The sequence below is a fragment of the Stenotrophomonas sp. YJH_SMC_14-1 genome (genome assembly GCF_059372275.1).
Genome location: NZ_JCAFVK010000008.1, coordinates 38,318 through 62,327, shown reverse-complemented (window position 1 = coordinate 62,327; position 24,010 = coordinate 38,318). Strand labels below are relative to the sequence as shown.

Here is a 24,010-nt window from a genome sequence, read left to right as displayed (position 1 = left end):
GACGACCGGCATAGCCATGCTCGGCTGCTCTTTCCCGCCAGAAGCAGCCGAGCATGGCTCGGCTCTACAGGAATTCCCGCCTCTGACGGTGATCAGATCACCGTCAGGTTGGCATACGCCATCACCAGCCACTTGCTGCCGGCGTCGGCGAACTCGACCTGCACGCGGGCGTGGGCGCCACTACCTTCGTAGTCGGTCACCATGCCTTCGCCGAACTTGGGATGGGTGACCAGCGCACCGAGCTTGATCGGCGGTGCCTCGATCGAGGCATGGCCCATCACCCGGCTGGCGCCCATAGAGGCCGGTCGCGAGACCTGCACCTTGGGGCGCACTTCGTGCAGCAGCTCGCGCGGAATCTCGCGCAGGAAGCGCGACGGCAGGCTGTAGTTGTCCTGGCCATGGATGCGGCGCGATTCGGCATAGCTCAGCACCAGCTTCTGGCGCGCGCGGGTGATGCCGACGTAGGCCAGGCGGCGCTCTTCTTCCAGCCGCCCGCTTTCCTCCAGCGAACGCGCGCTGGGGAACAGGCCTTCTTCCAGGCCGGCCAGGAACACCAGCGGGAATTCCAGGCCCTTGGCCGAGTGCAGGGTCATCAGCTGCACGCCGTCCTCGCCGGCCTGCGCCTGGCCTTCACCGGCCTCCAGCGCGGCGTAGGCCAGGAACGCGACCAGCTCGTCCATGTCCTCGCCCACTTCCTCGATGTCGTCGGCGCGGCGCACGAAGCGCGAAGCGACCGAGACCAGTTCGTCGAGGTTGTCGGTGCGCGATTCCGAATCCAGCGAATTGCGGCTTTCTTTGCTCCAGTGCTCGCGCAGCTGCGAGCGGGCCAACACGTGGTCCACGCGCTCGGCCAGGGTCATGTGCACGGTCTGCGCCTGCAGCTCGTTGACCAGCCCCAGGAAGCCGGCCAGTGCATTGCGCGCGCGTGCGGCCAGCGCGTTGCCCTGGGTGACCAGCATCGTTGCTTCCCACAGCGAGATGCCCTGCGCGCGCGCCTCGCGGCGCACTTCGTCCAGCGTGCGGTCGCCGATGCCCCGGGTAGGCGTGTTGACCGCGCGCTCGAAGGCGGCGTCATCGTTGCGGTTGGACAGCAGGCGCAGGTAAGCCAGCGCGTCCTTGATTTCGGCACGTTCGAAGAAGCGCATGCCGCCGTACACGCGATAGGGCACCTGTTCGCTCAGCAGCGCCTCTTCAAGCGCGCGCGACTGTGCGTTGCTGCGGTAGAGCACGGCCACTTCGGTATAGCTGCCACCATCGCGTACCCACTGGCGGGCACGCTCGACGATGTAGCGCGCCTCGTCCATCTCGTTGTACGCCGCGTACAGGTCGATCGGTTCTCCGTCGCCACTGTCGGTCCACAGCTGCTTGCCGATGCGATCCGGGTTGTGCGCGATCACCGCATTGGCAGCGCCGAGGATGTTGGCAGTGGAGCGATAGTTCTGTTCCAGGCGGATGGTCTGCGCACCTGGGAAATCACGCAGGAAGCCCTGCACGTTCTCGACCTTGGCGCCGCGCCAGCCGTAGATGGCCTGGTCATCGTCACCAACAACGAACACGTGGCCGGAATCACCGGCCAGCACGCGCACGAAGGCGTACTGGATGGCGTTGGTGTCCTGGAACTCGTCCACCAGGATCTCGCGGAAGCGGGCACGGTAGTGCGCCAGCAGCGCAGGGTTGTCGCGCAGCAGTTCATGGGCGCGCAGCAGCAGCTCGGCGAAGTCGACCAGGCCGGCGCGGTCGCAGCGTGCCTGGTATTCGATATAGGCCTGGCGCATGGTTTCCAGCCACGCATCATGCGGCTCGGGCTGGATGTGCTGCGGGCGGCGACCCTCATCCTTCTGTTCGTTGATCCACCAGGCGATCTGCTTGGCCGGGTACTTGCCGTCGTCCAGTTCCAGCGCCTGCACCACGCGCTTGACCAGCCGCAGCTGATCATCTGAATCCATCACCTGGAAGCCTTCGGGCAGCTTCGCGTCCTGCCAGTGCAGGCGCAGCAGGCGGTTGGCCAGGCCGTGGAAGGTGCCGATCCACATGCCACGGCTGCCGTTGGGCAGCTGTGCGTCGATGCGGTGGCGCATTTCGCCGGCCGCCTTGTTGGTGAAAGTCACCGCGAAAATGCCGTGGGTCGGCACGCCGTCGACTTCATGCAGCCAGGCGATGCGGTGGGTAAGTACGCGGGTCTTGCCGGAACCGGCACCGGCCAGCACCAGGTGGTGGCCGGGGGGAGCGGAGACGGCTTCGCGCTGGGCCGGGTTCAGGCCATCAAGCAGGTGGGAGACATCCATACCCCCATTTTACGGCATCGCCGTCGCGGCTCCTGCGACCACCTGGGTGGCCAGTGCCTGCGCCTGCTGACGCAGTTCAGGCACCGCCAGGCTTTCCCACAGGCTTCCGATGCGCAGGCTGCCGAGCACGCCCAGCCGTGCCTGCGGCTGGCCCCCAGCGGCACACAGACGGTCGCCCGGCACCGTGCTGTCCAGGCCCAGCCCATGCGGGCCGGGGCGGGCCAGGCCATCGGCCTGCAGCTGCTGCAGCAGCGGATTGCGCAGCGCGCTGGCGCGGGTTTCCACACCGGTGGCGTTGATCACCCCGCTGATCGTCCACTGCTGATCCTTGCCGGAGGCATCGCGACCCGACAGCCGCAGGGCATCGCCTTCGCGGCCGACGCGTTGCAGGCGGGACCGGTGAATACGCAGTTGGCCGCTTTCGATCAGCGCCTGCAGCTGTGCGTCGACCTCTTCGGCGATGCGGTGGCGATGCACGTCCCAGTAGCGCACCACATGGCGCAGGAAACGGCGCTGGTCAGCCGCGTCGAGGCTGCACCACAGCGCCTGCCCGTGTGGACGGATGCGGTCCATCACGCCCTGCCACGGCAGGCCGTCGGCCTGCGCCTGCCGCGCGAACCCGCGCAATGCGTGCAGGCGCTGGCGCAGGTTCATCGGCAGCAGCGTCGCCGGATCGAACGTGGGCAGGCCGCCATGCGCATGCGGCAACGGCAGCAGCCCATGGCGCGAGATCACATGCAGCGGGCCGGTGTGGCCGGCTGCAACCAGCGCCAGCACGGTGTCGGCCATGCTCAGGCCGGAGCCGACGATGGCCACGGCCTGCTCGCCGGCCAGGGTGCGCACGCCGTCGTAGTCCCAGGCCTCGATCACGTCATCGGCGGGCAGCGCCTCGGCACCGGCTACCGGCAGCGGTCGCATGCTGTTGCCGGTGGCCAGCACCGCCTGCGCGGCGTGCAGCGTGCTGCCATCGCCGAGTGTCAGCTGGTAGCCATGGTCATCCGGCTGCAGGCCCAGCACCGGCTGCGCGATCACCTGCAGCTGTGCCGGGCTGGTCGCAGCGGCCTCCTGCAGGCGCTGCTGCAGGTAGGCAGCAAAGTAGTGGCGGCACACATAGCGCTCGCCCAGCACCTCGCGCGCCTCGCCCGGGTAGGCATTGGCGGCCATCAGGTAGTCGAGGAAATCGCCGGGCTGGTCGGCAAACGCACTCATCTTCCCCGCCGGCACGTTCAGCAGGTGCTCCGGCCACGGCGTGGCATAGGCGATACCCTGGGCCAGCTGCGAGGCGGGTTCGAAGATGGCCAGCGCCAGCGGCGCATTCGCCTGGCGCAATACCTGGATCGCCACCAGCACCCCGGCCGCACCACCACCGATGATCGCCAGGTCCAGTTCGCCATTACGCGGTGAATCAGTCATGTGCCGATTGTAGGCCATCGGCGATGACGGGCCGGATTGCCGGAATGGGCGGCCGGCATTGCTTCACATCAACGCATCGGCCAGCCGTGCAATACCTTCGCGGCTGCGCCGCCACGTAGGGCGGCTGCGCCACTGCTGCAGGTCCAGCTGCCGCGACTCGCGCAGGTAGCCATCCTCGATCGCGCACAGCTGCTGCACCAGCGCGCGGTCGTAGCAGATCAGGCCGATCTCGGCATTCAGCGCGAACGAGCGGATATCCATGTTGATGGAGCCGAGCACGGCGATGTCCTCATCCACGCTCATGTGCTTGGCGTGCAGGAACTGCGGCTCGTACAGCGCGATGCGCACGCCACAGCGCAGCAGTTCATCGTAGTACGCCTCCTGCGCCCACGACGTCAACCGCTGGTTGTTGCTGGCAGACAGGATCAGCTGCACCTGCACGCCGGACAATGCGGCGATACGCAGCGCACTCAGTGTGGCTTCGTCAGGTACGAAGTACGGGGTGACCATCACCAGCCGGCGTCGCGCCAGGTGGATCAGCGCGGCTACCGCGTCGCGCGCGTTGCTGTACGGGTAGGCCGGGCCGCTGGGCAGCAGCTGGGTGGCGATGTCGTCGCCGCATTCGGGCACATCGGTGATCACATCCAGGCGCTGGCCGGTCTCCATGTACCAGTCGCTGGCGAATACGGCTTCCAGGTGCGCCACCGCCGGGCCGCGCACGCGCGCCACCAGTTCGCGGTTCGGGTGGCCCGGCACGAACTGCGGGCCCGCCAGGTTCTGCGAACCGACATAGGCCACTTCGTTGTCGATCACCGCGATCTTGCGGTGGTTGCGCAGGTCCATGCGTCCGCTGCGACGCCAGCGCAGGCCACCGGGCAGCATTGCGCGCACTTCGATGTCGCGCGCCTGCAGGCGCTTGCGATAGGCGCGCAGGCCACGCTTGGCGCCCACCGCATCGAGCAGCACGCGGCACTGCACGCCACGCGCGGCGGCACGCTGCAAGGCCTCGACAATGGCCTCGCCGACCGCGTCGTCGAACATCAGGTAGTACAGCAGGTGCACGCGGTCTTCGGCCTGGTCGATGTCGGCGATCAGCGTGTGCAGCGACTCGTCGTAGTCGGTCAGCAGATCGACGGCGTTGCCGTGTACCGGCATGAAATCGCCTTGGCGCTGCACCAACGGCACGATCTCGGCGCTGGCGGTGTCGGGCTGTGGGGTCCAGCGCAGGCGATGCTGCAGCGCCTGCTCCTCACGGATCACCTGCGAGGCCTCGGCCTGGCGGCGGATGCGCTCGCGCGACAGCCACGGATGGCCGAACAGCAGGTACAGCGGCAGGCCCAGCAGCGGTACGAAGCCGACCAGCAGCAGCCAGCTGCGCGCCGCGCCGGGCGTGGTGCGGGTGGGAATCCAGCACAGCGCGACCAGCCGGATCAGCCAGTCGATCAGCAGCAGGTAGGAACCCAGCAACCACTCGAACAGCATCGTGTCGCCCGTCGGGAGGTGATGGGCCATTCTGCCCACCGGCCCTTGTAGAGTCGAGCCATGCTCGACTGCCTTTCGTTCCGACCGCAGAGCAGCCGAGCGTGGGCTCGGCTCTACAGAATGGCTCAGTGCCGCACCGGCACCTCGCACAGCTGGCGTACCGAATCGGCATGGCGGCGGCCGTTGAGCGCCATGCAGGCAATGGCCTGTGCGGCCCGCTCCAGCTGTGCCTCTGGAAGCGGCGACGGCGCACCGTTGGCCAGTGCCAGATGGTGATCGCACAGCAGCAGCGCCATGCCCTCGATGCCTTGCAACATGCGCTGCAGGCGCAGCCAGCCCAGTTCCAGGTCCTGGCGGTGTGATGGGGTGTTCATGCAACCTCCTTCAACGGATCTGGCCACCGTGAAGGTGGCGGACGATGCGTGGTTGCAATACCGGGAACGGTAGCCACCAAACCGGCGGGCGCGAGGCCCCCACGCACCGTCCGCCATAGAGGCAGATGGGTCGCCCGCCGTCGGCGGAGCTTTCCGGCAACGGCGGGCGAGTTTACTGGCTACCGATTCGACGGGATTGCAAGCCCGGCCACTGCAACCGCAGCGGCCAGCCATCATGGGCACGGCAGGGCCTGTCGTTCCAATCGATTTGAACCGCGCGAAGCGCCGGAGCCGGTAGGAACAATCACTTATCGCATTCAGCCCTTCGCACCGGACAGGACGCCATTGGCGACAGCCTGCGCAGGGAGTGCGGCAGTGCCGACCAAGGTCGGCACCCACCACAGCAATGCAGGAAGTACCCCCGAATGCCAGGCATGAAAAAACCCGCCACAAGGGCGGGTTTCTTCGCGGGGATCAGCAATCCGTGCGGATTACTTGATCTTGCCTTCCTTGTACAGGACGTGCTTGCGCACGACCGGATCGTACTTCAGGAATTCCATCTTCCCCGGGGTGTTCTTCTTGTTCTTGTCGGTCGTGTAGAAGTGGCCGGTACCGGCCGAGGAAATCATACGGACCTTATCGCGCTTGCCTGCCATGATGCTTTACTCCTCAGACCTTTTCGCCGCGCGCACGCAGCTCAGCCAGAACGGAATCAATGCCGTTCTTGTCGATGGTGCGCAGTGCATGCGCGGAAACACGAAGCTTGACCCAGCGGTTCTCGCTGGCCACCCAGAAACGGCGCTCGTGCAGATTCGGCAGGAAACGACGACGGGTCTTGTTGTTGGCGTGCGAGACGTTGTTACCCGTCTGCACTCGCTTGCCGGAAACCTGGCATACGCGGGACATTGCGCACCTCGATAGTAGTAGTTGTCAGCCCGTAGCCCGGGAGACGGCGGCCTCGATGGTTGCCCACCACACGTCAAGAGAATCAAAGGGTTACGCTGGCGTTGGGCGGCCGGGGACGTGCTCCCGGGGGCGCCGCCCGGTAGAAAACCGGACACAGCGAGCCGCGCATTATGCACGCAATCAACGCGTTACGCAAGTTGCTTCATCGGTCTTGCCTGAACGAGGCCTGCCATTGTGTCTGCCCCCCGGCCACCCCATGGAGCCGCCTTAACCAAAGCGCCAAGTTCGGGCTAATCATGACCTTTGCTTGAGGCCACGATCTGCTAGAAAACAGCGGCACATTGGCGGCTCACTGCGCTGATCAGACCTGCATACCCATTCGTCGCCAAAGCACTTCAGCCGTCGGATTGATCTTCACGATGCTACCCCAGCCCCTCTCAGCCACATACCGGGAGTAGGGCTGGGCGGAGCTCAGCGATATGTCCTCTGAGGAGGAGCAACTACGTAGTCGGGGGGAGAAAACACCCTACAAAGAACAACAATGAAGTCAATTACATCGTCCTCTGTCTCCAAAAAATCCATTCGGGCACTTGGATCCATTTCAATGCTCAGCAAGGCCATGGCCTTAATTACTCTTTGCCGATGATCATCAAACTTAAATAGACTCTTCCTCGAGTCGTAGTACGCCGAAGATTCCCTGATCACGGCAAACAACTGATCAACCGCTCCGGTAAAAGATCTCGCGGCAAATCTCTCGTTAGCATGACTCCGCGGAAACATCAGCTCATAGATTGCGAATACATCGATCTTCCTGAGCACCAGCCTTGGCCTTCTGGATATTTCAGAAACTACAAATCTCTCAAAGAATGTCACGTGAGATATGGCATTTCCAAACATGCCAACCTGAGATGCAGACAGATAACTTCTAAATGCCAGATAGGCACCGGAAACTAGCATAACAAGAGATGCCAAAGCGGCTCCGGCCTTCAGCATCTCTATCTGCGGAGTGAAAAGTTCACCCAGGAAAACATAACAGTCCACCCTTCCAGTGCACAATTCGTATTCATTATAGTTTGAAGCAAGGGCGACGGTGAGATAGATCGAAAAATTCAACGACGCCGCGATAATAGCCACGACAGAAATCAAGAGATATCGCGACAAGAACTCATCCACAGTGCTTACAAGTCCGCCCAAACGCAGTGAGTTCACTCCGGCCTCCTGTAATCCGGACGATAGTGCCTTCTCATGTACCTGCGAAGGGTTTTTGCCCAGCCTGGATTCTCAACGGCTATAAGATCCAGCCTAGCCATAAGAACATTAAATTTGCGCCAATACCATCTTCCACCCTTCTTCGCTCCATACAAGTCCCTCAAACGATATGCAACTACAGTGGCAATATCGTAGTCAGCAAAGTTCGGCAAGGGTGATACAGACTTCAACTTCGACAATGAAGATTTGTGGGAGCTACTTCGAACGCGTGACAGCTTATTAATCAATCCCATTGATCGATAGTATCTCCGTCTAAATCCATGAGTTCTTCGCCCCTCCTCACTCGCGTCGTTGATGGTTTGACGGCTCACTGATTTGATTCGCTTAACCTCTGCCTTTGGAAGCACTGGATGCTTATTCGCCACATTTAGGCCATGCACGACCAGCGGCTCCAAGCCCGATACACTTACGGACGTCTTCGCATCATTGATTGACAGACCTTTTGACAAAAGGAACTGATCAACCATCTTCACAATGGGAGAAAAATCGTAGGCTGAGTTCCTGGATGAAATCGTGATATCGTCAACATAGCGCGTGTAGACGAGCTTCTTGTACCCAACAATATTGAATATCTTGCTTTCCACATCATATATAGAAAGCAAAGCGAGATAACTGGAAGTTATTCCGCCCTGGGGAAGTGAGCCGTCTCTTGTACATAGATCAGCAAGAAGAATCGCAGGTGCTCTAGACCAACCTAACTGCACTACCATGGTCTCTACCACGATGTCATGCGTAACGTTGTCAAAGAAATTTCTAATATCCAGCTTAACCATCGATCGCGCACCGCAGTGCTTTTGAGCACACGCGACGTGATCCCGGCTTTCCCCTGGTGCCAAGGCATCACGATGTATTCCGCCATATATGAATGGCGGCCATTTTATTACGCGCGGATTTTTGAAGAATCGATTTACGATGCGTCTTTGAATCAATCGAACATCACGGGAAGGGCTGTACACTTCTCGCCTTGTTCCATCCAGTTTGGCTGGCGCCTCAACCAGCCTGTACTTTGACGATGTATCTCGGGCGATTACGTCCGAGAGGAACTTCTCAGTACATCCCAAAGCTCTAGCGAGTGCGCGGTTTGACCTGATTGGTCCAGCAGATCCTCGCAGCGTCATGCTCCATGCACTTCCTGATGTTTGCTGTTATGGCCTAGTCGAATACAAAAATTGCCTTGGGGGCAAACCTAGCCAGTCCTTGATCCAGAACCGAAGAGGAGGTCGGATACCACTTTCATCAACCACGAAAAGGCAACAGCTCTCCGACCTCCCGGCTAGGTCACCCATCCCCCGCTCCTGAGGAACGAAGGGGCGGGAGACTCGAGGTCTCCCGGTAGAGCCCAAACGGGCGCCCGACGCCCGGTCAGAGCGTCAAGCAAAGCCTTTCCGTAATACACGGTTGATTGCAGTGAACGACCCAATTGGGCCGCGCGCCATCTATTTATCACGCCAAGTTCACAAAGACAACTCGTGCAAACTTAGATTATTGTTGTTTCTGTCGGTCCTGCATGTTTGTCAGCGAATCTTGGAACGAGATCAGCATCACCCCAACGCCTCCACCACCCAATCAATGAACACCCGCAGCCGCTGGCTCATGTGCCGGTTCGGCGGGAACATCACATGCATCGGCATCGGCGGCAGCTGCCAGTCCTGCAACACCGGCAGCAGCTCGCCGCGCGCCACGTGCGGCTCGGCCATGTAGCTGGGCAGCGCCACCACGCCCAGCCCCGCCAACGCAGCGGCCAGATAGGCGTTTCCATCATCGAAGCCGACCGTATAGCGGCCCTGCACCTCAACGCGCTCATCGCCGCGCTGTGCAACGAACACGCGTGCGCGGCCACTGCGCGGGCTGAGGAAGCCGACCATGTGGTGGTCGCGTCCTTCCAGCGCGCGCGGATCGGTCGGCAGGCCGAAACGCTGCACATAGCCGGGGCTGGCGTGGAAACCGATCGGCAGGGCGCCGAGCGGTCGCGCCACCAGTGCCGGGTCGGTCGGGGTGCCACCCCGGATCACGCAATCGACGTTGTCGGCGATGACGTCGACCTCGCGGTCGCTGACGCCGATGTCCAGCTGGATCTCCGGGTAGCGCGCCTGGAAATCCGGCAACGCCGGCACCAGCCGCAACCGCGCGTACGGCCCGGGCACATCCACGCGCAGCCGCCCGCGTGGCTGGGTGGCCGCGTCGCCCAGCCCGCCCTCCACTTCTTCCAGCTCGGCCAGCAGGCGGGCGATGCGCGGGTAGTAGGCTGCACCGTCGGTGGTGACGCTGACCCGGCGCGTGGTGCGGTTGAGCAGGCGCAGCCGCAGGTGTGCCTCCAGCTGCTGCACCAGCTGGGTGACCGTGGTGCGGCTGATCTGCAGCGTGTGCGCGGCGCGGGTGAAGCTGCCGGTTTCCACGACCCGGGCAAACGCCCGCATCGACTCGAAACGGTCCATGGCGGGCCATGATTGTTTGGAATTGGCAATCAATCTAGGCTGATCATCGCGGTTTATCCAGACAGCACTGGCGCGGAGGATGGCGTTCTCTCCCACGGGATCTTCCCCATGTCACAGCGTGATGTCGTTTTCCCCGCCGGCCGCCAGGCCCTGTACGAGCGCAACGGCTACTCGCCGGCGATCCGATCCAATGGCTTCCTGTTCGTCTCCGGCCAGGTCGGCAGCCGCGAGGACGGCTCGCCCGAGCCGGATTTCGAAACCCAAGTGCGCCGCGCGTTCGAGAATCTCAATGCGGTGCTGGCCTCCGCCGGCTGCACCTTCGATGACGTGATCGACGTGACCGTGTTCCTGGTCGATCCAGAGAAGAACTTTGAGAAGGCCTGGGCGATCGTGCCCGAGTACTGGGGCGAGGCGCCGCACCCGACCCTGACCGGCATCGGCGTGACCTGGCTGTATGGATTCCAGTTCGAGATCAAGGTGATCGCGAAGCTGCCGTGATACGGGTAGTGCCGGCCGCTGGCCGGCAACGCGGTGGGGTCGAAAAGCGTGTCGACCAAGGTCGACACCCACCAAGGCAGGAAGTCCGCACCCACCAGGGCAGGATGCCCCCAGGCCGTCCACCTGAACGGGAGATTCCGACGTATTCCCGAAGCGGCCATTGATATTGTATCCGGCGAAAACCGCTTGCTAGCCTCCCTTCCATGCGCCGGATCACCCGCCAACTGCGTACGTACCTGCTGATGCTGCTGATGGCGGCATTCGTGGTCGTGCCGGTGGCCGACGCGCTGGCCTGCACGGTGGAACCGCACGCCAGCACGGCGCACGTGGAGTCCGCACCGGATGCCGATGGCGATATCGACGGCAAGCATGTTGGTGCCTGTGGCCACAACCACTGCCACCACTCCAACCTGAGCCTGCCGGCCAGTACCCTCGCCGCCTTCGGTGCGCCACTGCCGGCGCGCTGGATGAATGCCGGCGACGCGGCGACCTATGCGGTCGCCCAGGATGAATTGACGCGTCCCCCCCGGGCGTGAGTTGAGCGCGTCCCGCGATTGCGGGCTCCCGTTTCACTCACAACCGGAATCCCCCTATGTCGATCCTGACACCTCGGTCGCCGCGCGCGGCCGGGCTGGTCGTCGCTGTGTTGCTGGGCCTGGCCCCGGCGGCATCGGTGATGGCGCAAGCCGCCCCTTCCTACGACGCCCTGCTTGAACGCCTGGACCAGCTGCCCGGCACCCGCGTGGGTACGGCACTGGCCGAGGCCGCCGATGCGCGCGCCGACCAGGCGCGTGCGTTGCCCAACCCTTCCCTGTCCTACTCCGCCGAAAACGCCTGGGGCACCGGCTCCTACGGCGGCATGGGCAAGGCCGATACCGTGCTCACCCTGTCCCAGCCGCTGGAGGTCTGGGGCCAGCGTGGCGCGCGCGTCCGTGCGGCCCGGGCCGAAGCACAGGCCGCCAACCTGCGTGGTGCCCAAAGCCGCAGCGACGTGGCCAGCCAGCTGGCGGTGGTCTACGCACAGGCGGAAAGTGCACTGCGCCGCTACACCCTGGCCGAAGAAGCACTGACCCTCACCCGCGCTGACGCCAACGCCGTCAACGCGTTGGTCAAGCAGGGCCGCGAACCGCAGCTGCGTGCGGTGCAGGCGCAGAGCGAGGTGGCCAACGCCAGCGCAGCGCTGGATGAAGCGCAGGCGTTCCGCGATGCCGCGCTGGCCCGCCTGGCCGGTGCTGCACTGCTGGATGCAGCGGTGCAGTCGATCAACGACAGCCTGCTCGACCGTGCGCCGCCGCTGCCGCGCGGTGCCACCGACGTGGCGCTGGCGGTGCGCATTGCCGAAGCCGAAGCCGATGCGGCGGGCAAGCTGGTTGAGGTGGAACGCAAGCGCGCCCTGCCCGACCTCAGTGTCACCGCCGCGCAGACCCGCTTCCGCGAAGGCGGCGAGCGCGCCTACAACCTCGGGGTCAGCCTCAGCATCCCGCTGTTCGACCGCAACCGCGGTGGCATCCGCGCCGCCAATGCCGACCAGCGCGCGGCCGAAGCACGCCTGGACCAGCAGCGCCGCGACAGCGAGGCCGAGCGCCTCTCTGCGGTGGCCGGGTTGAAGGCCGCCAGTAGCCGTACCCGCGCCGCCGATGAAAGCGTGGTCGCCGCCGAAGAGGCGTATCGCTTGGCCCGCATTGGCTTCGACGCCGGACGCATCTCGCAGCTGGAACTGCGCAGCACGCGCAGCGCCCTCATCGCCGCCCGCGGCACCGCCGTGGATGCGCGCCTGTCGCGCGTCGCCGCGGAAATCGATCTTGCCCGCCTGGAAGGGCGCGCACCCTTTGTGGAGGCTCCATGACTCTCTCCCGTACTTTCCCGCTGATCGGCGGCGTGCTGCTGACCGTCCTGCTGGCTGGCTGCGCCGGCAACGCGCAGACGCCTGCCAATGAAAACCCCGCTGCGGCCAAGGCCGGCACCGACGATGGCCACGGCCATGCCGCCGGCAGCAAGGAAGCCAAGGCAGAAACCGCGAAGGCACCTGCTGACGCCGACGAAGGCGTGGTGCAGCTGACCCCGAAGCAGATCAAGGCCTCCGGTATCGAAGTGGTCGCGATCGGTCGCGGTGGCGGTGGCTCCACGCGCCTGTCCGGCCGGGTCGAACCGTCGGTCGGTGCACGCGCCTCGGTGGCGTCGACCGTGACCGGCCGCGTCGAACGCGTTCTGGTCGCACCGGGCACCGCGGTGAAGCAGAACCAAGCACTGGCGATCGTGGTCAGCGGCGAAGCGGCGGTGTTCCGCGCCAATGCGCTGGCCGCAGCGGCCGAAGCCGAAGCCGCGCGGCTGGCCTATGGCCGCGACAAGGCGCTGGTCGACCAGGGCGTGGTCGCCCGCCAGGAGATGGAAGCCTCCCGTGCACGTTCGCTGGCGGCACAGGCCCAGGCTGCTGCCGCGCAGGCCCAGGCCGCCGCCAACGGTGCGCCCGATGCCAGCGGTCGCGTGCGCATCACCAGCCCGGTGGCCGGCATCGTCGGCAACGTGCAGGTCACGCCGGGCGGCGTGGTCGCCGCCGGCAGCGCGGTGGCCGACGTCGCCGACCCGACGATGAACGAGCTGGTGTTCACCGCACCGCCGGCGCTGGCCGCGCAGGTCACGCCCGGCATGAAGCTGGAAGTCAGCGTGCCGGGTGGCAGCTTCACCGCCACCGTCACCGGTTCGGCTGCCGATGTGCGCCAGCAGGGCGGCGTCGCGGTCATCCGTGCCACGCCGGTGGATGCGTCGCTGCCGCCGGCCGGTTCGCCGGTATCGGCGGTGGTGGTCACCGAAGGCCAGGACGGCTCGCTCAGCGTCCCGGCCGATGCAGTGCAGAACGTCGATGGCAGCAGCGCGGTGTTCGTCGCCGTCGAAGGCGGCTTCAAGGCGCAGCCGGTGCTGGCTGGGCGCCGTGCCGGTGACCGCATCGAGATCCTCGGTGGCCTGACCGGCAGCGAGCGCATCGTTGGCAGCAACGCCTTCCTGCTCAAGGCCGAACTGGCCAAGGGCGAAGCCGAGCACGGCCACTGAGGAAGCGACCATGTTCAAGCTGATCATTGAAACAGCGGTGCGCCACCGCTGGCTGGTGGTGTTCATGGCGGCGCTGATTGCTGCGGTGGGCCTGTTCCAGCTGGGCAAGCTGCCGATCGACGCGGTGCCGGACATCACCAACCGCCAGGTGCAGATCAACACGGTGGCACCGGCGCTGACCCCGGAGCAGATCGAGCGGCAGGTGACCTACCCGCTGGAAACCGCGCTGGCCGGCATCCCCGGCCTGACCACCACGCGTTCACTGTCGCGCAATGGCTTCTCGCAGGTCACCGCGATCTTCACCGATGCGACCGACATCTACTTCGCGCGCCAGCAGGTGGCCGAACGCATGCGCGAAGCATCCGAAGACCTGCCCGATGGCGCGTCGCCGATGCTGTCGCCGGTCACCACCGGCCTTGGCGAGGTGCTGATGTGGACCGTGGACTTCACCGCGTTCGATCCGGCCAGGCTGGCCAAACCCGATGAAGCCGGCTGGCAGGCCGGCGAGGTCTACCGCACGCCGGAAGGCAATCTGCTGCGCACGCCGGAAGAACGTGCCACCTACCTGCGTACCGTGCAGGACTGGATCATCGCGCCGCAGATGCGTTCCAGCCCGGGGCTGGCCGGCGTCGATACGGTCGGTGGCTACGTCAAGGAATATGGCGTGCATCCGGACAGCGCCCGGCTGGCCGCGCACGGCCTCGGCCTGGCCGATCTCGTCACCGCCCTGCAGCGTTCCAACGTGCAGGCCGGTGCCGGTTTCGTGCAGCGCGCCGGCGAAGGACTGGTGGTGCGTGCCGATGGCCTGGCGCTGACCACCGAGGATCTGGCACAGGCCCCGGTGGCGACCCGCAATGGCGTGGTGGTGCGCGTGGCCGATGTGGCCGAGGTCGAGCTGAGCCGCGCGCCGCGCCTGGGTGCGGCCAGCCGCAACGGCCATGAAGCCGTGCTGGGTACCGCGCTGATGATTGCCGGCGGCAACAGCCGCACCGTGGCGCAGGCAGCTGCGGCGCGCCTGGAACAGGTGAACAAATCGCTGCCGGCCGACATCGTGGCCGCGCCGGTGCTGGACCGCAGCGTGCTGGTCAATTCCACCATCAAGACCGTGGCCAGGAACCTCACCGAGGGCGCGCTGCTGGTGGTGGTGGTGCTGTTCCTGCTGCTGGGCAACCTGCGTGCAGCAACGATCACCGCGCTGGTGATTCCACTGTCGTTCCTGTTCGCAGTGATCGGCATGAACCGCTTCGGCATCAGCGGCAACCTGATGAGCCTGGGTGCGCTGGACTTCGGCATCCTGGTGGACGGTGCGGTGATCGTGGTCGAGTCGACGCTGCTGATGCTGGGCCAGCGCCGCGCCGAACTGGGCCGTGCGTTGACCGCGATGGAGCGGCTGCGCGTGGCCGCCGATTCGGCGATGAAGATGGCGCGCCCTGCGGCCTTCGGCCAGCTGATCATCCTGCTGGTGTTCGCGCCGATCCTCACGCTGGAAGGTGTGGAGGGCAAGACCTTCCACCCGATGGCGGCGACCTTCATGCTGGCCCTGGTCGGTGCCTTCCTGTTCTCCTTCACCTTCGTTCCGGCGATGGCCGCGCTGCTGGTGCGCGAGCCGAAGGTAAAGGACGGCGATACGCATGCCGAAGATGGCGAGCACGAGACGAAGCTGATCCGCGTGCTGCGTGCACGCATCGAACCGGTGGTGCGCAAGGCCGTGGCGCATCCGCGCACGGTGCTGGCAGCTGCGGTGATGATGGTGGTGGTGGGCATCGGCGCGTTCTCGCTGCTGGGCCGCGAGTTCATGCCGACGCTGGACGAAGGCAACGTGGCGATGCAGGCCCTGCGCGTGCCGTCGACCTCGCTGGAGCAGTCGCTGGCGATGCAGCTGGCACTGGAAAAGGCGATCGCCACGCAGCCGGAAGTGGAGACCGTGTTCTCGCGTACCGGTACCGCCGAGGCGGCCATCGACCCGATGCCGACCAACATCTCCGACAGCGTGATCGTGCTGAAGCCGCGCAAGGACTGGCCCGATCCGAAGCTGGACAAGGAGGCACTGGTGGCACGCTTCGAGAAACTGGCCGGGCAGCAGCTGGGCAACAGCTTCGAGTTCAGCCAGCCGATCGAACTGCGCTTCAACGAGCTGATCTCCGGCGTGCGTACCGACCTGGCGGTGATGATCTTCGGCGATGACTTCAGCCAGCTGCAGAAGGTGGCCGACCAGGTGGCGCTGAAGCTGCGTGCGGTGAACGGCGCGGCCGACGTGCGGGTGGAACAGATCTCCGGCCTGCCTACGCTCAACGTGGCGATCGACCACGTGGCGGCGGCGCAGTACGGCCTGACTGCCGCAGACGTCAGTGATGCACTGTCCACCGGCATTGGCGGCACCGCGGCCGGCAAGATCTTCGAAGGTGATCGCCGCTTCAACGTGGTGGTGCGCCTGGACGATGCCTCGCGCAACGATCCGGACCAGCTGGCCTCGCTGCCGATCGCCACGCCTTCGGGGCTGGTGATTCCGCTGTCGTCGGTCGCGCGCATCACGGTCAGCGAAGGACCGAACCAGATCAGCCGCAACAACGGCAGCCGCCGCGTGGTAGTGCAGGCCAACGTGCGTGGCCGTGATCTGGGCGGCTTCGTGGGGGAAGCACAGGCGGCGGTGGCAGACGTGGCGCTGCCGCCGGGTGCGTACCTGACCTGGGGCGGTCAGTTCGAGAACCTGCAGCGCGCGGAGAAGCGACTGGCAACGGTGGTGCCGGTGGTGTTCCTGCTGATCGGCAGCCTGCTGTTCATGGCCCTGCGCAGCGGCAAGGAAGCCATTCTGGTGTTCAGCTGCGTACCGTTGGCGCTGGTCGGCGGCATCCTCGCACTGCTGCTGCGTGGCATGCCGTTCTCGGTGTCGGCGGCGGTCGGCTTCATCGCCGTCTCCGGCGTGGCGACCTTGAACGGCCTGGTGCTGATGCAGGCGATCCGCGAACGCCTGGATGCCGGTGACCTGCCGCTGCAGGCAGCGATCAACGGTGCCTCCAGCCGCATCCGCGCGGTGCTGACCACGGCGCTGGTGGCGATCGTCGGCTTCATTCCGATGGCGATTGCCAGCGGTTCCGGTGCGGAAGTGCAGAAGCCGTTGGCGACGGTGGTGATCGGTGGCTTGATCACCGCCACCGTGCTGACCCTGCTGGTGCTGCCGACCTTCGCGGCGCGGGTAGCCAAGCCGCGGGCGGTGGGGTGAAAGACCACGGGGTCGGATCCTGTGATCCGACCCCGTTTCCCGGTCCGAGGTAGTGCCTGCCGCTGGCCGGCAATGTCGAACGATCGCGGTGCGTGCAGGTTGCCGGCCAGCGGCCGGCACTACCCGGTAACGGTCAGGCCTTCTTGCGTTCGGCGATGTAGGCCTGGATCTGCTGTTCCAGCACCGGCAGCGGCACCGAGCCCTGCTTGAGCAGGGTGTCGTGGAAGCCCTTGATGTCGAACTTGTCGCCCAGTTCCTTCTCGGCCTGCGCGCGCAGGCGCACGATGGCGATCTCGCCCAGCTTGTAGCTCAGCGCCTGGCCCGGCCAGGAAATGTAGCGGTCCACTTCGGTGGTCACTTCATGCTCGCTCAGCGCGGTGTGGTCACGCAGGTAGGCCAGCGCCTGCTCGCGGGTCCAGCCCTTGCTGTGCACGCCGGTGTCGATCACCAGGCGCGTGGCGCGCCACATCTCATAGGTCAGGCGGCCGAAATCCTCGTAGGGGGTTTCGTAGATGCCCATCTCCACGCCCAGCTTCTCGCAGTACAGCGCCCAGCCTTCGCCATAGGCGGAGATGTAGGCGTTGCGGCGGAACTCGGGCAGGTTCTTCTGTTCGGCGGCGATCGCGCCCTGCAGCGCGTGGCCCGGATCGGACTCATGCAGCGTCAGTGCCGGCAGGTTGTACAGCGGGCGCGACGGCAGGTTGTAGGTATTGAGCCAGTAGGTGCCCATGCCACCACGGCCGGCGGTCCAGAACGGCGCGATATCCGGCGGCACCGGCACGATGGTGAAGCGCGCGCGCGGCAGCGTCATGTACTTGCCGAGCTGGCCGTCCGCCCGCTTGGAGATCCACGCGGCACGCGACAGCAGCTCTTCCGGCGTCTTGGCATAGAACTGCGGATCGGTACGCAGGAAGGTCAGGAACTCGGCGAAGCTGCCCTTGAACTTCACCTGCTTGATGATGTCGTTCATTTCCTTCTGGATGCGTGCGACTTCATCCAGGCCGATGCGATGGATCTCGTCCGGCGACAGGTCCAGCGTGGTGTATTCGTGGATCTGCTGCTTGTAGTACGCCTTGCCATCAGGCATCGCTTCGGCGGCCAGGGTGGTGCGCGCCTGCGGCACGTACTCCTTGACGAAGAAGGTGCGCAGCTGCTGGAACGCCGGCACCACCTTGCCGCTGATCGCTTCACGCGCCTGCGCCTGCAGCTTGGCCTGCTCGGCGGCCGGGATGGTGGTGGGCAGCTTCTTGAACGGCGCGTACAACGGCGATCCGGTCGGGTCCTTCAGCTCGGCGACGGTGGCGATGGACACTTCGCGGCCATCGAGCACGGCACGCGGCACGCTGAAGCCACGCTTCAGGCCGGCACGCATGTTCTCGGTCTGCTGGCCGAAGTAACGCGGCACATCGTTCAGCCGTGCGATGTAGTTCTGGTAGTCCTGCACGGTCTTCATCTCGCGCCGGGCCATGAAGGACAGGTTGGACCAGAACGAGGAGTCGGCGTTGAACGGCATCTCGTAGCCGCGCAGGCGCGTCTCTTCGGCCAGGTTGAACACCTGGTCGTGGTAGATCGCGTAGTTGACCTGGTTGTCGGGCGACAGGGTCTTCGGGTCGATCTTCTTCAGCGCGGCGAGGGTCTCGTCCCACACCTTCAGGCGCGCCTGCTGCGCGGCCGGGCCGACATCGGGCATGCGGGTGGCATTGGCCGGCGCGTCTTCGTCCTCGCTGGCCTCACCGCCGCCCTGCTGGCGCCACTTCCATTCCTTCTCGTACAGCGCGCGGAAGGCGGCATCGGCGGGCGATTCGGTGGCCACGCTGGCCGGTGCGGCGGTGGCAGGGGGCACGGCAAGGGCCACGGCGGGCGCGGACAGGGCAATCAGCAGGGCAACGGCAAGACGGGTTTTCACGAGCACAGGTTCCCGGGAAGGCAGACCCCGATGATGGCACCGCCCACGGCCCGTGGCATGGGACGAAGGTCCTGCCTGCAGCGCAGGCAGGACCGGGAACCGACCGCAGGCCGGGGCCCCAGCGCCGAAGGCGCGTGGTAGAGCCGACTGTCAGTCGGCTGCTCTTCCGCCAGACGTGGCAAAGTCCGCGCTCCGCGCGAAAGTCGACTGACAGTCGACTCTACCCACGGCAGGCAGGGCCGGGAACCGGCCGCCGAACATGCAGTAGATCCACGCCATGCGTGGATGCGTCGGGGATCCGAACCCGGGGCCTCAGTGACTGGCCTTGTCCCGCTTCCAGCCCCGGTGCTTGATGTCCAGCTGCAGGCTGTACAGCGCGGTGAACGCCGGGAACAGGTTCTGCAGCACGCCCACCGAGTCCTGCTTGGCCGAGAACAGGAAGTAGCTCAGCGTCATCAGGCTGCCGACCACGCTCATGTACCAGAACAGGCGCGGGATCACCGGCTTGCCCGCACGCTTGGACGCGATGAACTGGACCAGCCAGCGGCCGCCAAACATCAGCGCGCCGGTATAGCCGATCAGCTTCCAGCCGGTCACATGCAGGCCGGTCCAGTACAACCAGGTCAGCGGCTGGTCGAGCCAGTGCAGCTCCAGATCCATCAACGCTCCTCCACTGCGGTGCGCTTGCTGCGGGTGATCAGCCACGCCACGCCGCGCAGGTCACGGATGCCGACCAGTGCACGGCCCAGGTTGTTGTACTTGGACACGCCGGCGGTACGGTGGCGGTGGTTGACCGGCACGCTGGTGGTCTTCCAGCCGGCACGCTGCATCAGCGCGGGCAGGTAGCGGTGCATGTGGTCGAAGTACGGCAGGTCGAGGAACGCGCTGCGCTCGAACAGCTTGATGCCGCAGCCGGTATCGGGCGTATCGTCGCGCAGCATGCGTGCGCGGATGGCGTTGGCCCACTTGCTGGCCCAGCGCTTGCTGCCGCTGTCCTGGCGGTTGACCCGCCAGCCGGCGAACAGCTTCACCTGCGCCTCGGCGGCATCGCGCGCGGCCAGCAGCTTGGGAATGTCGGCCGGATCGTTCTGGCCATCGCCATCCAGGGTCGCGATCCACGGCGCACGTGCGTGCTTGACGCCGGTGCGCACGGCGGTGCTCTGCCCGCTCTGGTTCACATGGTGCAGCACCCGCAGTTCCGGCGTGGTCGCCTTCAGCCCCTGCAGCACCGCCAGGGTGTCATCGCGCGAGTGATCGTCGATGTAGATGATCTCGAACGGCAGCCGGCCACGCAGTGCAGCGGTGATTTCGGCAACCAGCGGGGCGACGTTGTCGCGTTCGTTGAACACCGGGACGACAACGGAAAGCTCGGGTTGGCTCATAAGGCACTCGGCCAAAGGGGGACAAAGACCGCGCATTCTCCGAAGCCGAGGTTATCCGAAGATGAATCCGGCTGTGTGAGGATCCGACCTCAGGCGCGGTCGCCAAAATACTCGCGGCACCACTGCACGACGGGGGGCAACCCTTCTTCGATCGGGGTCACCGCGTCGAAGCCGAATGCGTCATGAGCGCGCCGGGTATCGGCCATCGTGCGCACCATGTCGCCCGGCTGCATCGGCTTGTAGACCTTCTGCGCGGGGCGACCGGCGGCCTGCTCGATCACGCTGATGAAGCGCTCCAGCTCGACCGGCGTATGGTTGCCGAGGTTGAACACCCGGTGCGGTACCGGACCATCGGCCGGATGCGCGAGCGCGCCGAGGATACCCGACACGATGTCGGAGACATGTGTGAAATCACGCTGCATGCGGCCCTCGTTGAACACGTCGATCGGCCGCCCGGCCAGCACCGCACGCGAGAACAGCAGCGGTGCCATGTCCGGCCGGCCCCACGGGCCATACACGGTGAAGAAGCGCAGGCCGGTGGCATGCAGGCCGTACAGCTGCGCGTAGGTGTAGGCCATCAGCTCGTTGGCCGCCTTGGTCGCCGCGTACAGCGAGCGCGGCTGGTCCACGCGCTGGTCCTCGGAGAACGGCGGCGTGGCCGAATCACCGTAGACCGAGCTGCTGGAGGCATACACCAGGTGCTGCACGCCACGGTGACGGCACAGTTCGAGCATGTTGACGAAGCCGACCAGGTTGCTGTCGACGTAGGCGTGCGGGTTTTCCAGCGAATAGCGCACGCCGGCCTGCGCGGCCAGGTGGATCACCGCAGTCGGCTTCACCTCGTCGAACAGTGCCGCCAGGCCCTGCTGGTCGGTCAGGTCCAGGGTGCGCAGGTCCAGCGCCGGGCACAGCGCAGCCACGCGGTCGCGCTTGATCTGCGGGTCATAGTAGTCGTTGAAGTTGTCCAGGCCGACCACGGGCTGGCCGGCCTCCAGCAGCGCGCGGGCGGTGTAGGCACCGATGAAGCCGGCAGCGCCGGTGAGCAGGATGGTCATGACAGGGGCCTGGAAACGAAGTTCAGGCCCCTGATGTTACCGGTCTCAGAACAAACCGAAACGCTTCTTCGCCACGTTGGTGCGGCCGGGTTCGATCACGTCCTGGATGTTCTTCGCATCGAAGCGGTCGAGCAGCACCTCGGCGCCCTTCCTCAGCTTCAGGTCCATCTCTTCCGGGTACAGCGGAACCAGGCTCATGAAGCTGATGGTCCTGCCGTCCTCCAGCGCCAGCGTGGCGAAGTCCTCCGGGGCGGTCACCGGCGACAGCACGATGGCACCGTCGAAACCCACGCCCGGCGCGTAGGGCTCGCTGGGATGGCCGTTGGGAATGGTGTGGCCGAAGCCCAGCCAGGTGTCGTACTCGTGCGGCAACCGCGCCATGCCCTTCAGCAGGCGCACCGGCCAGTAATTGCGCTCGTCCTCGAAGGCGTCCTGGGAGATCGGCCAGTCGGCCGGCAGGGTCACCATCAGTTCCATGTAGCGCGGCACGTCCGCGTCCACCTCGGCGGGCACGGTCATCGGCAGGTCGCTCATGCCGGAGGTGACCAGGCGCAGGTACGGGCAGTGGTCATTGGCCGGCACCACGTGCACGTCGATGTGCACCAGGTCGGAGATGATCTCGTGGAAGACACCGGACACCGGGCCCAGATGGCGTTCGAGGTGGGCGCTGATCGCCTCGATGTGCTGTTCTTCGCCGATGGCGGGCACGAAGTCCTTTTCGCGGCGATGTACCAGTATCTGGGTGCCGTCCGGGCTGACGTCCTCGTATTCGTTGCTCATGTCCTGTTCCCTGGATGAGGCCACGGACCGGAGAGCAGTGCATCCCCGGCACGCGCGGCGGTGCGTTCCCTGTCATCTGCAGGACGCGGCGGGAACAGGCCGCACCCCCTGGCGCTGCGCCGGGCTCAGCCCTGGCGCGTACGCAGCTTTTCCAGCACGCCGTCCAGGGTATCCAGATCGGTGTAGTGGATGATCAGCTTGCCCTTGCCGCCCCGGCCGTGGTTGATCGCCACCTTGGCACCCAGTGCTTCGGACAGTTCGGTTTCCAGCGAGGCGATGTCGGCCTGCTGCACCTTCGGCGTCGCCACCGGGCGGTTGCTCGGCACCTTGCCGGCGGCGAAGGCCTGCGCACGGCGCTCGACCTCGCGCACCGACCAGCCTTCATCGGCCGCTTCCTGCGCCAGCTTGCCAGCCAGCTCGGGAGCCAGGGTCAGCAGCGCGCGGGCGTGGCCCATTTCCAGGCGGCGGGTTTCCAGCAGCAGCCGGATCGCCACCGGCAGCTCCAGCAGGCGCAGCAGGTTGGACACCGCCGCGCGCGAGCGGCCGACGGCCTCGGCGGCCTCGGCATGGGTCAGGGTGAACTCGCTGATCAGGCGCTGCAGCGCCTCGGCTTCTTCCAGCGGATTGAGGTCTTCGCGCTGGATGTTCTCGATCAGCGCCATCGCGATGACGGTGCGGTCTTCCAGCTCGCGCACCACCACCGGCACTTCGTCCAGGCCGGCCAGCTGCGATGCGCGCCAGCGGCGCTCACCGGCGACGATTTCGTAGTTGCCTGCCGGCAGCTGGCGCACCAGGATCGGCTGGATCACGCCCTGCGACTTGATCGAGTCGGCCAGCTCGGAAAGCTTGCCCTCGTCCATCTCGCGGCGCGGCTGGTACTTGCCCGGCTGCAGCTGGCCGACCGGCAACTTGCGCAGCACTTCACCCGGCAGCGGTTCGATCACCGCAGCGGTGGCCTGCACCTGGCTGACCGCGCCTTTCGGGCCCAGCAGCGCGTCCAGGCCACGGCCGAGGCCTCGCTTCTTGGCTGCCGGCTTGCTGCTGGTCATCAGACGGTCTCCACGGCCTTGGCGGCCTTGTTGCGTTCGTTGTTGCGGCGGATGATCTCGCCGGCCAGGCCCAGGTAGGCCACGCCACCGCGCGAGGCGCGGTCGTAGCCGACGATGCTCTGGCCATGGCTGGGCGCCTCGGCCAGGCGCACGTTGCGCGGCACGATGGTGCGGAACACGCGGTCGCCGAAGTGCTCGGTGAGCTCGGCCGACACTGCGTTGGCCAGGTTGTTGCGCACGTCGAACATGGTGCGCAGCACGCCTTCGATCTCCAGCGCCGGGTTCAGGCTGGTGCGCAGCGCTTCGATGGTTTCCACCAGCGCACTCAGGCCTTCCAGTGCGTAGTACTCGCACTGCATCGGCACGATCACCGAATCGGCGGCGGCCAGCGCGTTGAGCGTCAGCAGCGACAACGCCGGCGGGCAATCGATCAGGATGTAGTCGTACTCGTCGCGGATCGGCGCCAATGCGCGCTTCAGGCGCTGCTCGCGCTCGCTCTGGCCCATCAGCTGGATCTCGGCGGCGGTCAGGTCGATGTTGCCCGGCAGCAGGTCGTAGCCTTCGGCGGTCTGCACGCGCACATCGGCGGCGCTGTTCTCGCCCAGCAGCAGATCGCAGGTGGAGGCCGCCAGCTCACGCTTGTCCACGCCGCTGCCCATGGTCGCGTTGCCCTGCGAGTCCAGGTCGACCAACAGCACGCGCTTGGGTGCGTTGGCCAGGGAAGCGGCCAGGTTGACGGCGGTCGTGGTCTTGCCGACGCCACCCTTCTGGTTGGCGATGGCGATGATGCGGGCCATGCGGGTGTGCCTCGTCGACGGATGGTTGGGACCGGTCATTATGCGTACAACCGGCCCCTTGCGGAAATCGTGGATCGCCAACCCGTTGTTCCACAAAGGGCTGGCGGCGGG

General features: G+C 65.6%; 21 protein-coding genes. 5 read left to right on the top strand and 16 right to left on the bottom strand.

Annotation, left to right across the window (positions count from 1 at the left end):
* Window positions 1-92: 92 nt before the first annotated feature.
* From uvrD to AC5P9P_RS16380, 9 genes are all read right to left on the bottom strand, one after another.
* Complete coding sequence (gene uvrD / locus AC5P9P_RS16420) at window positions 93-2,285, bottom strand: DNA helicase II (RefSeq protein WP_049454917.1); 2,193 nt, start codon at window positions 2,283-2,285, stop codon at window positions 93-95.
* A gap of 9 nt (window positions 2,286-2,294) precedes the next feature.
* A complete protein-coding gene (locus AC5P9P_RS16415) occupies window positions 2,295-3,716 on the bottom strand; it encodes an FAD/NAD(P)-binding protein (protein WP_495232963.1) in 1,422 nt (473 codons plus the stop codon).
* Between the two features lie 45 nt (window positions 3,717-3,761).
* A complete protein-coding gene (cls, locus tag AC5P9P_RS16410; RefSeq protein ID WP_005414897.1) occupies window positions 3,762-5,180 on the bottom strand; it encodes a cardiolipin synthase in 1,419 nt (472 codons plus the stop codon).
* 125 nt (window positions 5,181-5,305) lie between these two features.
* The gene (locus AC5P9P_RS16405; protein WP_005420350.1) at window positions 5,306-5,554 is read right to left on the bottom strand and encodes a hypothetical protein; all 249 of its coding nucleotides are present in this window, start codon (window positions 5,552-5,554) and stop codon (window positions 5,306-5,308) included.
* Window positions 5,555-6,045: 491 nt separating this feature from the next.
* Window positions 6,046-6,213 carry a 50S ribosomal protein L33 gene (rpmG, locus tag AC5P9P_RS16400; protein ID WP_169411268.1) on the bottom strand — a complete coding sequence of 56 codons (168 nt, stop codon included), beginning with the start codon at window positions 6,211-6,213 and terminating at the stop codon, window positions 6,046-6,048.
* Between the two features lie 10 nt (window positions 6,214-6,223).
* Window positions 6,224-6,460 (bottom strand): 50S ribosomal protein L28, encoded by a 237-nt coding sequence (rpmB, locus tag AC5P9P_RS16395; RefSeq protein WP_005411638.1) that lies wholly within the window; start codon window positions 6,458-6,460, stop codon window positions 6,224-6,226.
* Between the two features lie 471 nt (window positions 6,461-6,931).
* Window positions 6,932-7,669, bottom strand: coding sequence for a retron Ec48 family effector membrane protein (locus AC5P9P_RS16390; RefSeq protein WP_495232962.1), 738 nt, complete (start codon window positions 7,667-7,669; stop codon window positions 6,932-6,934).
* Window positions 7,666-8,847 carry a reverse transcriptase family protein gene (locus AC5P9P_RS16385; RefSeq protein WP_495232961.1) on the bottom strand — a complete coding sequence of 394 codons (1,182 nt, stop codon included), beginning with the start codon at window positions 8,845-8,847 and terminating at the stop codon, window positions 7,666-7,668. The genes AC5P9P_RS16390 and AC5P9P_RS16385 overlap by 4 nt, the downstream gene beginning before the upstream one ends.
* Window positions 8,848-9,270: 423 nt before the next feature.
* On the bottom strand, window positions 9,271-10,164 hold the full coding sequence (locus AC5P9P_RS16380) for a LysR family transcriptional regulator (protein WP_288419070.1): 894 nt from the start codon (window positions 10,162-10,164) through the stop codon (window positions 9,271-9,273).
* 108 nt (window positions 10,165-10,272) lie between these two features.
* Here AC5P9P_RS16380 and AC5P9P_RS16375 point away from each other — a divergent pair, with 108 nt between their 5' ends.
* The 5 genes from AC5P9P_RS16375 (at window position 10,273) to AC5P9P_RS16355 (ending at window position 16,930) form a co-directional block, all read left to right on the top strand.
* Entirely contained in the window at window positions 10,273-10,662 is a 390-nt protein-coding gene (locus AC5P9P_RS16375; RefSeq protein ID WP_414497836.1) for a RidA family protein, read from the top strand.
* A gap of 203 nt (window positions 10,663-10,865) precedes the next feature.
* Complete coding sequence (locus AC5P9P_RS16370) at window positions 10,866-11,198, top strand: hypothetical protein (RefSeq protein ID WP_495232960.1); 333 nt, start codon at window positions 10,866-10,868, stop codon at window positions 11,196-11,198.
* A 56-nt stretch (window positions 11,199-11,254) separates the two neighbouring features.
* On the top strand, window positions 11,255-12,508 hold the full coding sequence (locus AC5P9P_RS16365) for a TolC family protein (protein WP_495232959.1): 1,254 nt from the start codon (window positions 11,255-11,257) through the stop codon (window positions 12,506-12,508).
* A complete protein-coding gene (locus AC5P9P_RS16360; protein ID WP_495232958.1) occupies window positions 12,505-13,710 on the top strand; it encodes an efflux RND transporter periplasmic adaptor subunit in 1,206 nt (401 codons plus the stop codon). The genes AC5P9P_RS16365 and AC5P9P_RS16360 overlap by 4 nt, the downstream gene beginning before the upstream one ends.
* A 10-nt stretch (window positions 13,711-13,720) precedes the next feature.
* Window positions 13,721-16,930 (top strand): efflux RND transporter permease subunit, encoded by a 3,210-nt coding sequence (locus tag AC5P9P_RS16355; RefSeq protein ID WP_495232957.1) that lies wholly within the window; start codon window positions 13,721-13,723, stop codon window positions 16,928-16,930.
* Between the two features lie 133 nt (window positions 16,931-17,063).
* Here AC5P9P_RS16355 and AC5P9P_RS16350 read toward each other — a convergent pair whose 3' ends face one another.
* The 7 genes from AC5P9P_RS16350 to AC5P9P_RS16320 all read right to left on the bottom strand — a co-directional run bounded on the left by AC5P9P_RS16350 (window position 17,064) and on the right by AC5P9P_RS16320 (window position 23,899).
* Window positions 17,064-18,836: a DUF885 domain-containing protein gene (locus AC5P9P_RS16350; RefSeq protein ID WP_049403624.1), complete on the bottom strand. Its 1,773-nt coding sequence runs from the start codon at window positions 18,834-18,836 to the stop codon at window positions 17,064-17,066.
* A gap of 312 nt (window positions 18,837-19,148) precedes the next feature.
* Window positions 19,149-19,496 (bottom strand): lipid-A-disaccharide synthase N-terminal domain-containing protein, encoded by a 348-nt coding sequence (locus AC5P9P_RS16345; protein ID WP_005414908.1) that lies wholly within the window; start codon window positions 19,494-19,496, stop codon window positions 19,149-19,151.
* The gene (locus tag AC5P9P_RS16340; RefSeq protein WP_033835348.1) at window positions 19,496-20,218 is read right to left on the bottom strand and encodes a glycosyltransferase family 2 protein; all 723 of its coding nucleotides are present in this window, start codon (window positions 20,216-20,218) and stop codon (window positions 19,496-19,498) included. Before AC5P9P_RS16340 ends, AC5P9P_RS16345 begins: the two co-directional genes overlap by 1 nt.
* A gap of 89 nt (window positions 20,219-20,307) precedes the next feature.
* The gene (locus AC5P9P_RS16335; protein ID WP_005411650.1) at window positions 20,308-21,273 is read right to left on the bottom strand and encodes an NAD-dependent epimerase/dehydratase family protein; all 966 of its coding nucleotides are present in this window, start codon (window positions 21,271-21,273) and stop codon (window positions 20,308-20,310) included.
* A gap of 45 nt (window positions 21,274-21,318) precedes the next feature.
* On the bottom strand, window positions 21,319-22,053 hold the full coding sequence (locus AC5P9P_RS16330) for a suppressor of fused domain protein (RefSeq protein ID WP_024957791.1): 735 nt from the start codon (window positions 22,051-22,053) through the stop codon (window positions 21,319-21,321).
* Between the two features lie 125 nt (window positions 22,054-22,178).
* A complete protein-coding gene (locus AC5P9P_RS16325; RefSeq protein WP_033835350.1) occupies window positions 22,179-23,102 on the bottom strand; it encodes a ParB/RepB/Spo0J family partition protein in 924 nt (307 codons plus the stop codon).
* Complete coding sequence (locus tag AC5P9P_RS16320; RefSeq protein WP_005411653.1) at window positions 23,102-23,899, bottom strand: ParA family protein; 798 nt, start codon at window positions 23,897-23,899, stop codon at window positions 23,102-23,104. The genes AC5P9P_RS16325 and AC5P9P_RS16320 overlap by 1 nt, the downstream gene beginning before the upstream one ends.
* Between the last annotated feature and the right edge of the window lie 111 nt (window positions 23,900-24,010).

Bases quoted from the DNA above. Each gene is read 5' to 3' on its own strand.
- uvrD (WP_049454917.1), bottom strand. From the start codon at position 2,285: ATGGATGTCTCCCACCTGCTTGATGGCCTGAACCCGGCCCAGCGCGAA.
- AC5P9P_RS16415 (WP_495232963.1), bottom strand. From the start codon at position 3,716: ATGGCCTACAATCGGCACATGACTGATTCACCGCGTAATGGCGAACTG.
- cls (WP_005414897.1), bottom strand. From the start codon at position 5,180: ATGCTGTTCGAGTGGTTGCTGGGTTCCTACCTGCTGCTGATCGACTGG.
- AC5P9P_RS16405 (WP_005420350.1), bottom strand. From the start codon at position 5,554: ATGAACACCCCATCACACCGCCAGGACCTGGAACTGGGCTGGCTGCGC.
- rpmB (WP_005411638.1), bottom strand. From the start codon at position 6,460: ATGTCCCGCGTATGCCAGGTTTCCGGCAAGCGAGTGCAGACGGGTAAC.
- AC5P9P_RS16385 (WP_495232961.1), bottom strand. From the start codon at position 8,847: ATGACGCTGCGAGGATCTGCTGGACCAATCAGGTCAAACCGCGCACTC.
- AC5P9P_RS16380 (WP_288419070.1), bottom strand. From the start codon at position 10,164: ATGGACCGTTTCGAGTCGATGCGGGCGTTTGCCCGGGTCGTGGAAACC.
- AC5P9P_RS16375 (WP_414497836.1), top strand. From the start codon at position 10,273: ATGTCACAGCGTGATGTCGTTTTCCCCGCCGGCCGCCAGGCCCTGTAC.
- AC5P9P_RS16370 (WP_495232960.1), top strand. From the start codon at position 10,866: ATGCGCCGGATCACCCGCCAACTGCGTACGTACCTGCTGATGCTGCTG.
- AC5P9P_RS16365 (WP_495232959.1), top strand. From the start codon at position 11,255: ATGTCGATCCTGACACCTCGGTCGCCGCGCGCGGCCGGGCTGGTCGTC.
- AC5P9P_RS16360 (WP_495232958.1), top strand. From the start codon at position 12,505: ATGACTCTCTCCCGTACTTTCCCGCTGATCGGCGGCGTGCTGCTGACC.
- AC5P9P_RS16355 (WP_495232957.1), top strand. From the start codon at position 13,721: ATGTTCAAGCTGATCATTGAAACAGCGGTGCGCCACCGCTGGCTGGTG.
- AC5P9P_RS16345 (WP_005414908.1), bottom strand. From the start codon at position 19,496: ATGGATCTGGAGCTGCACTGGCTCGACCAGCCGCTGACCTGGTTGTAC.
- AC5P9P_RS16340 (WP_033835348.1), bottom strand. From the start codon at position 20,218: ATGAGCCAACCCGAGCTTTCCGTTGTCGTCCCGGTGTTCAACGAACGC.
- AC5P9P_RS16335 (WP_005411650.1), bottom strand. From the start codon at position 21,273: ATGACCATCCTGCTCACCGGCGCTGCCGGCTTCATCGGTGCCTACACC.
- AC5P9P_RS16330 (WP_024957791.1), bottom strand. From the start codon at position 22,053: ATGAGCAACGAATACGAGGACGTCAGCCCGGACGGCACCCAGATACTG.
- AC5P9P_RS16325 (WP_033835350.1), bottom strand. From the start codon at position 23,102: ATGACCAGCAGCAAGCCGGCAGCCAAGAAGCGAGGCCTCGGCCGTGGC.
- AC5P9P_RS16320 (WP_005411653.1), bottom strand. From the start codon at position 23,899: ATGGCCCGCATCATCGCCATCGCCAACCAGAAGGGTGGCGTCGGCAAG.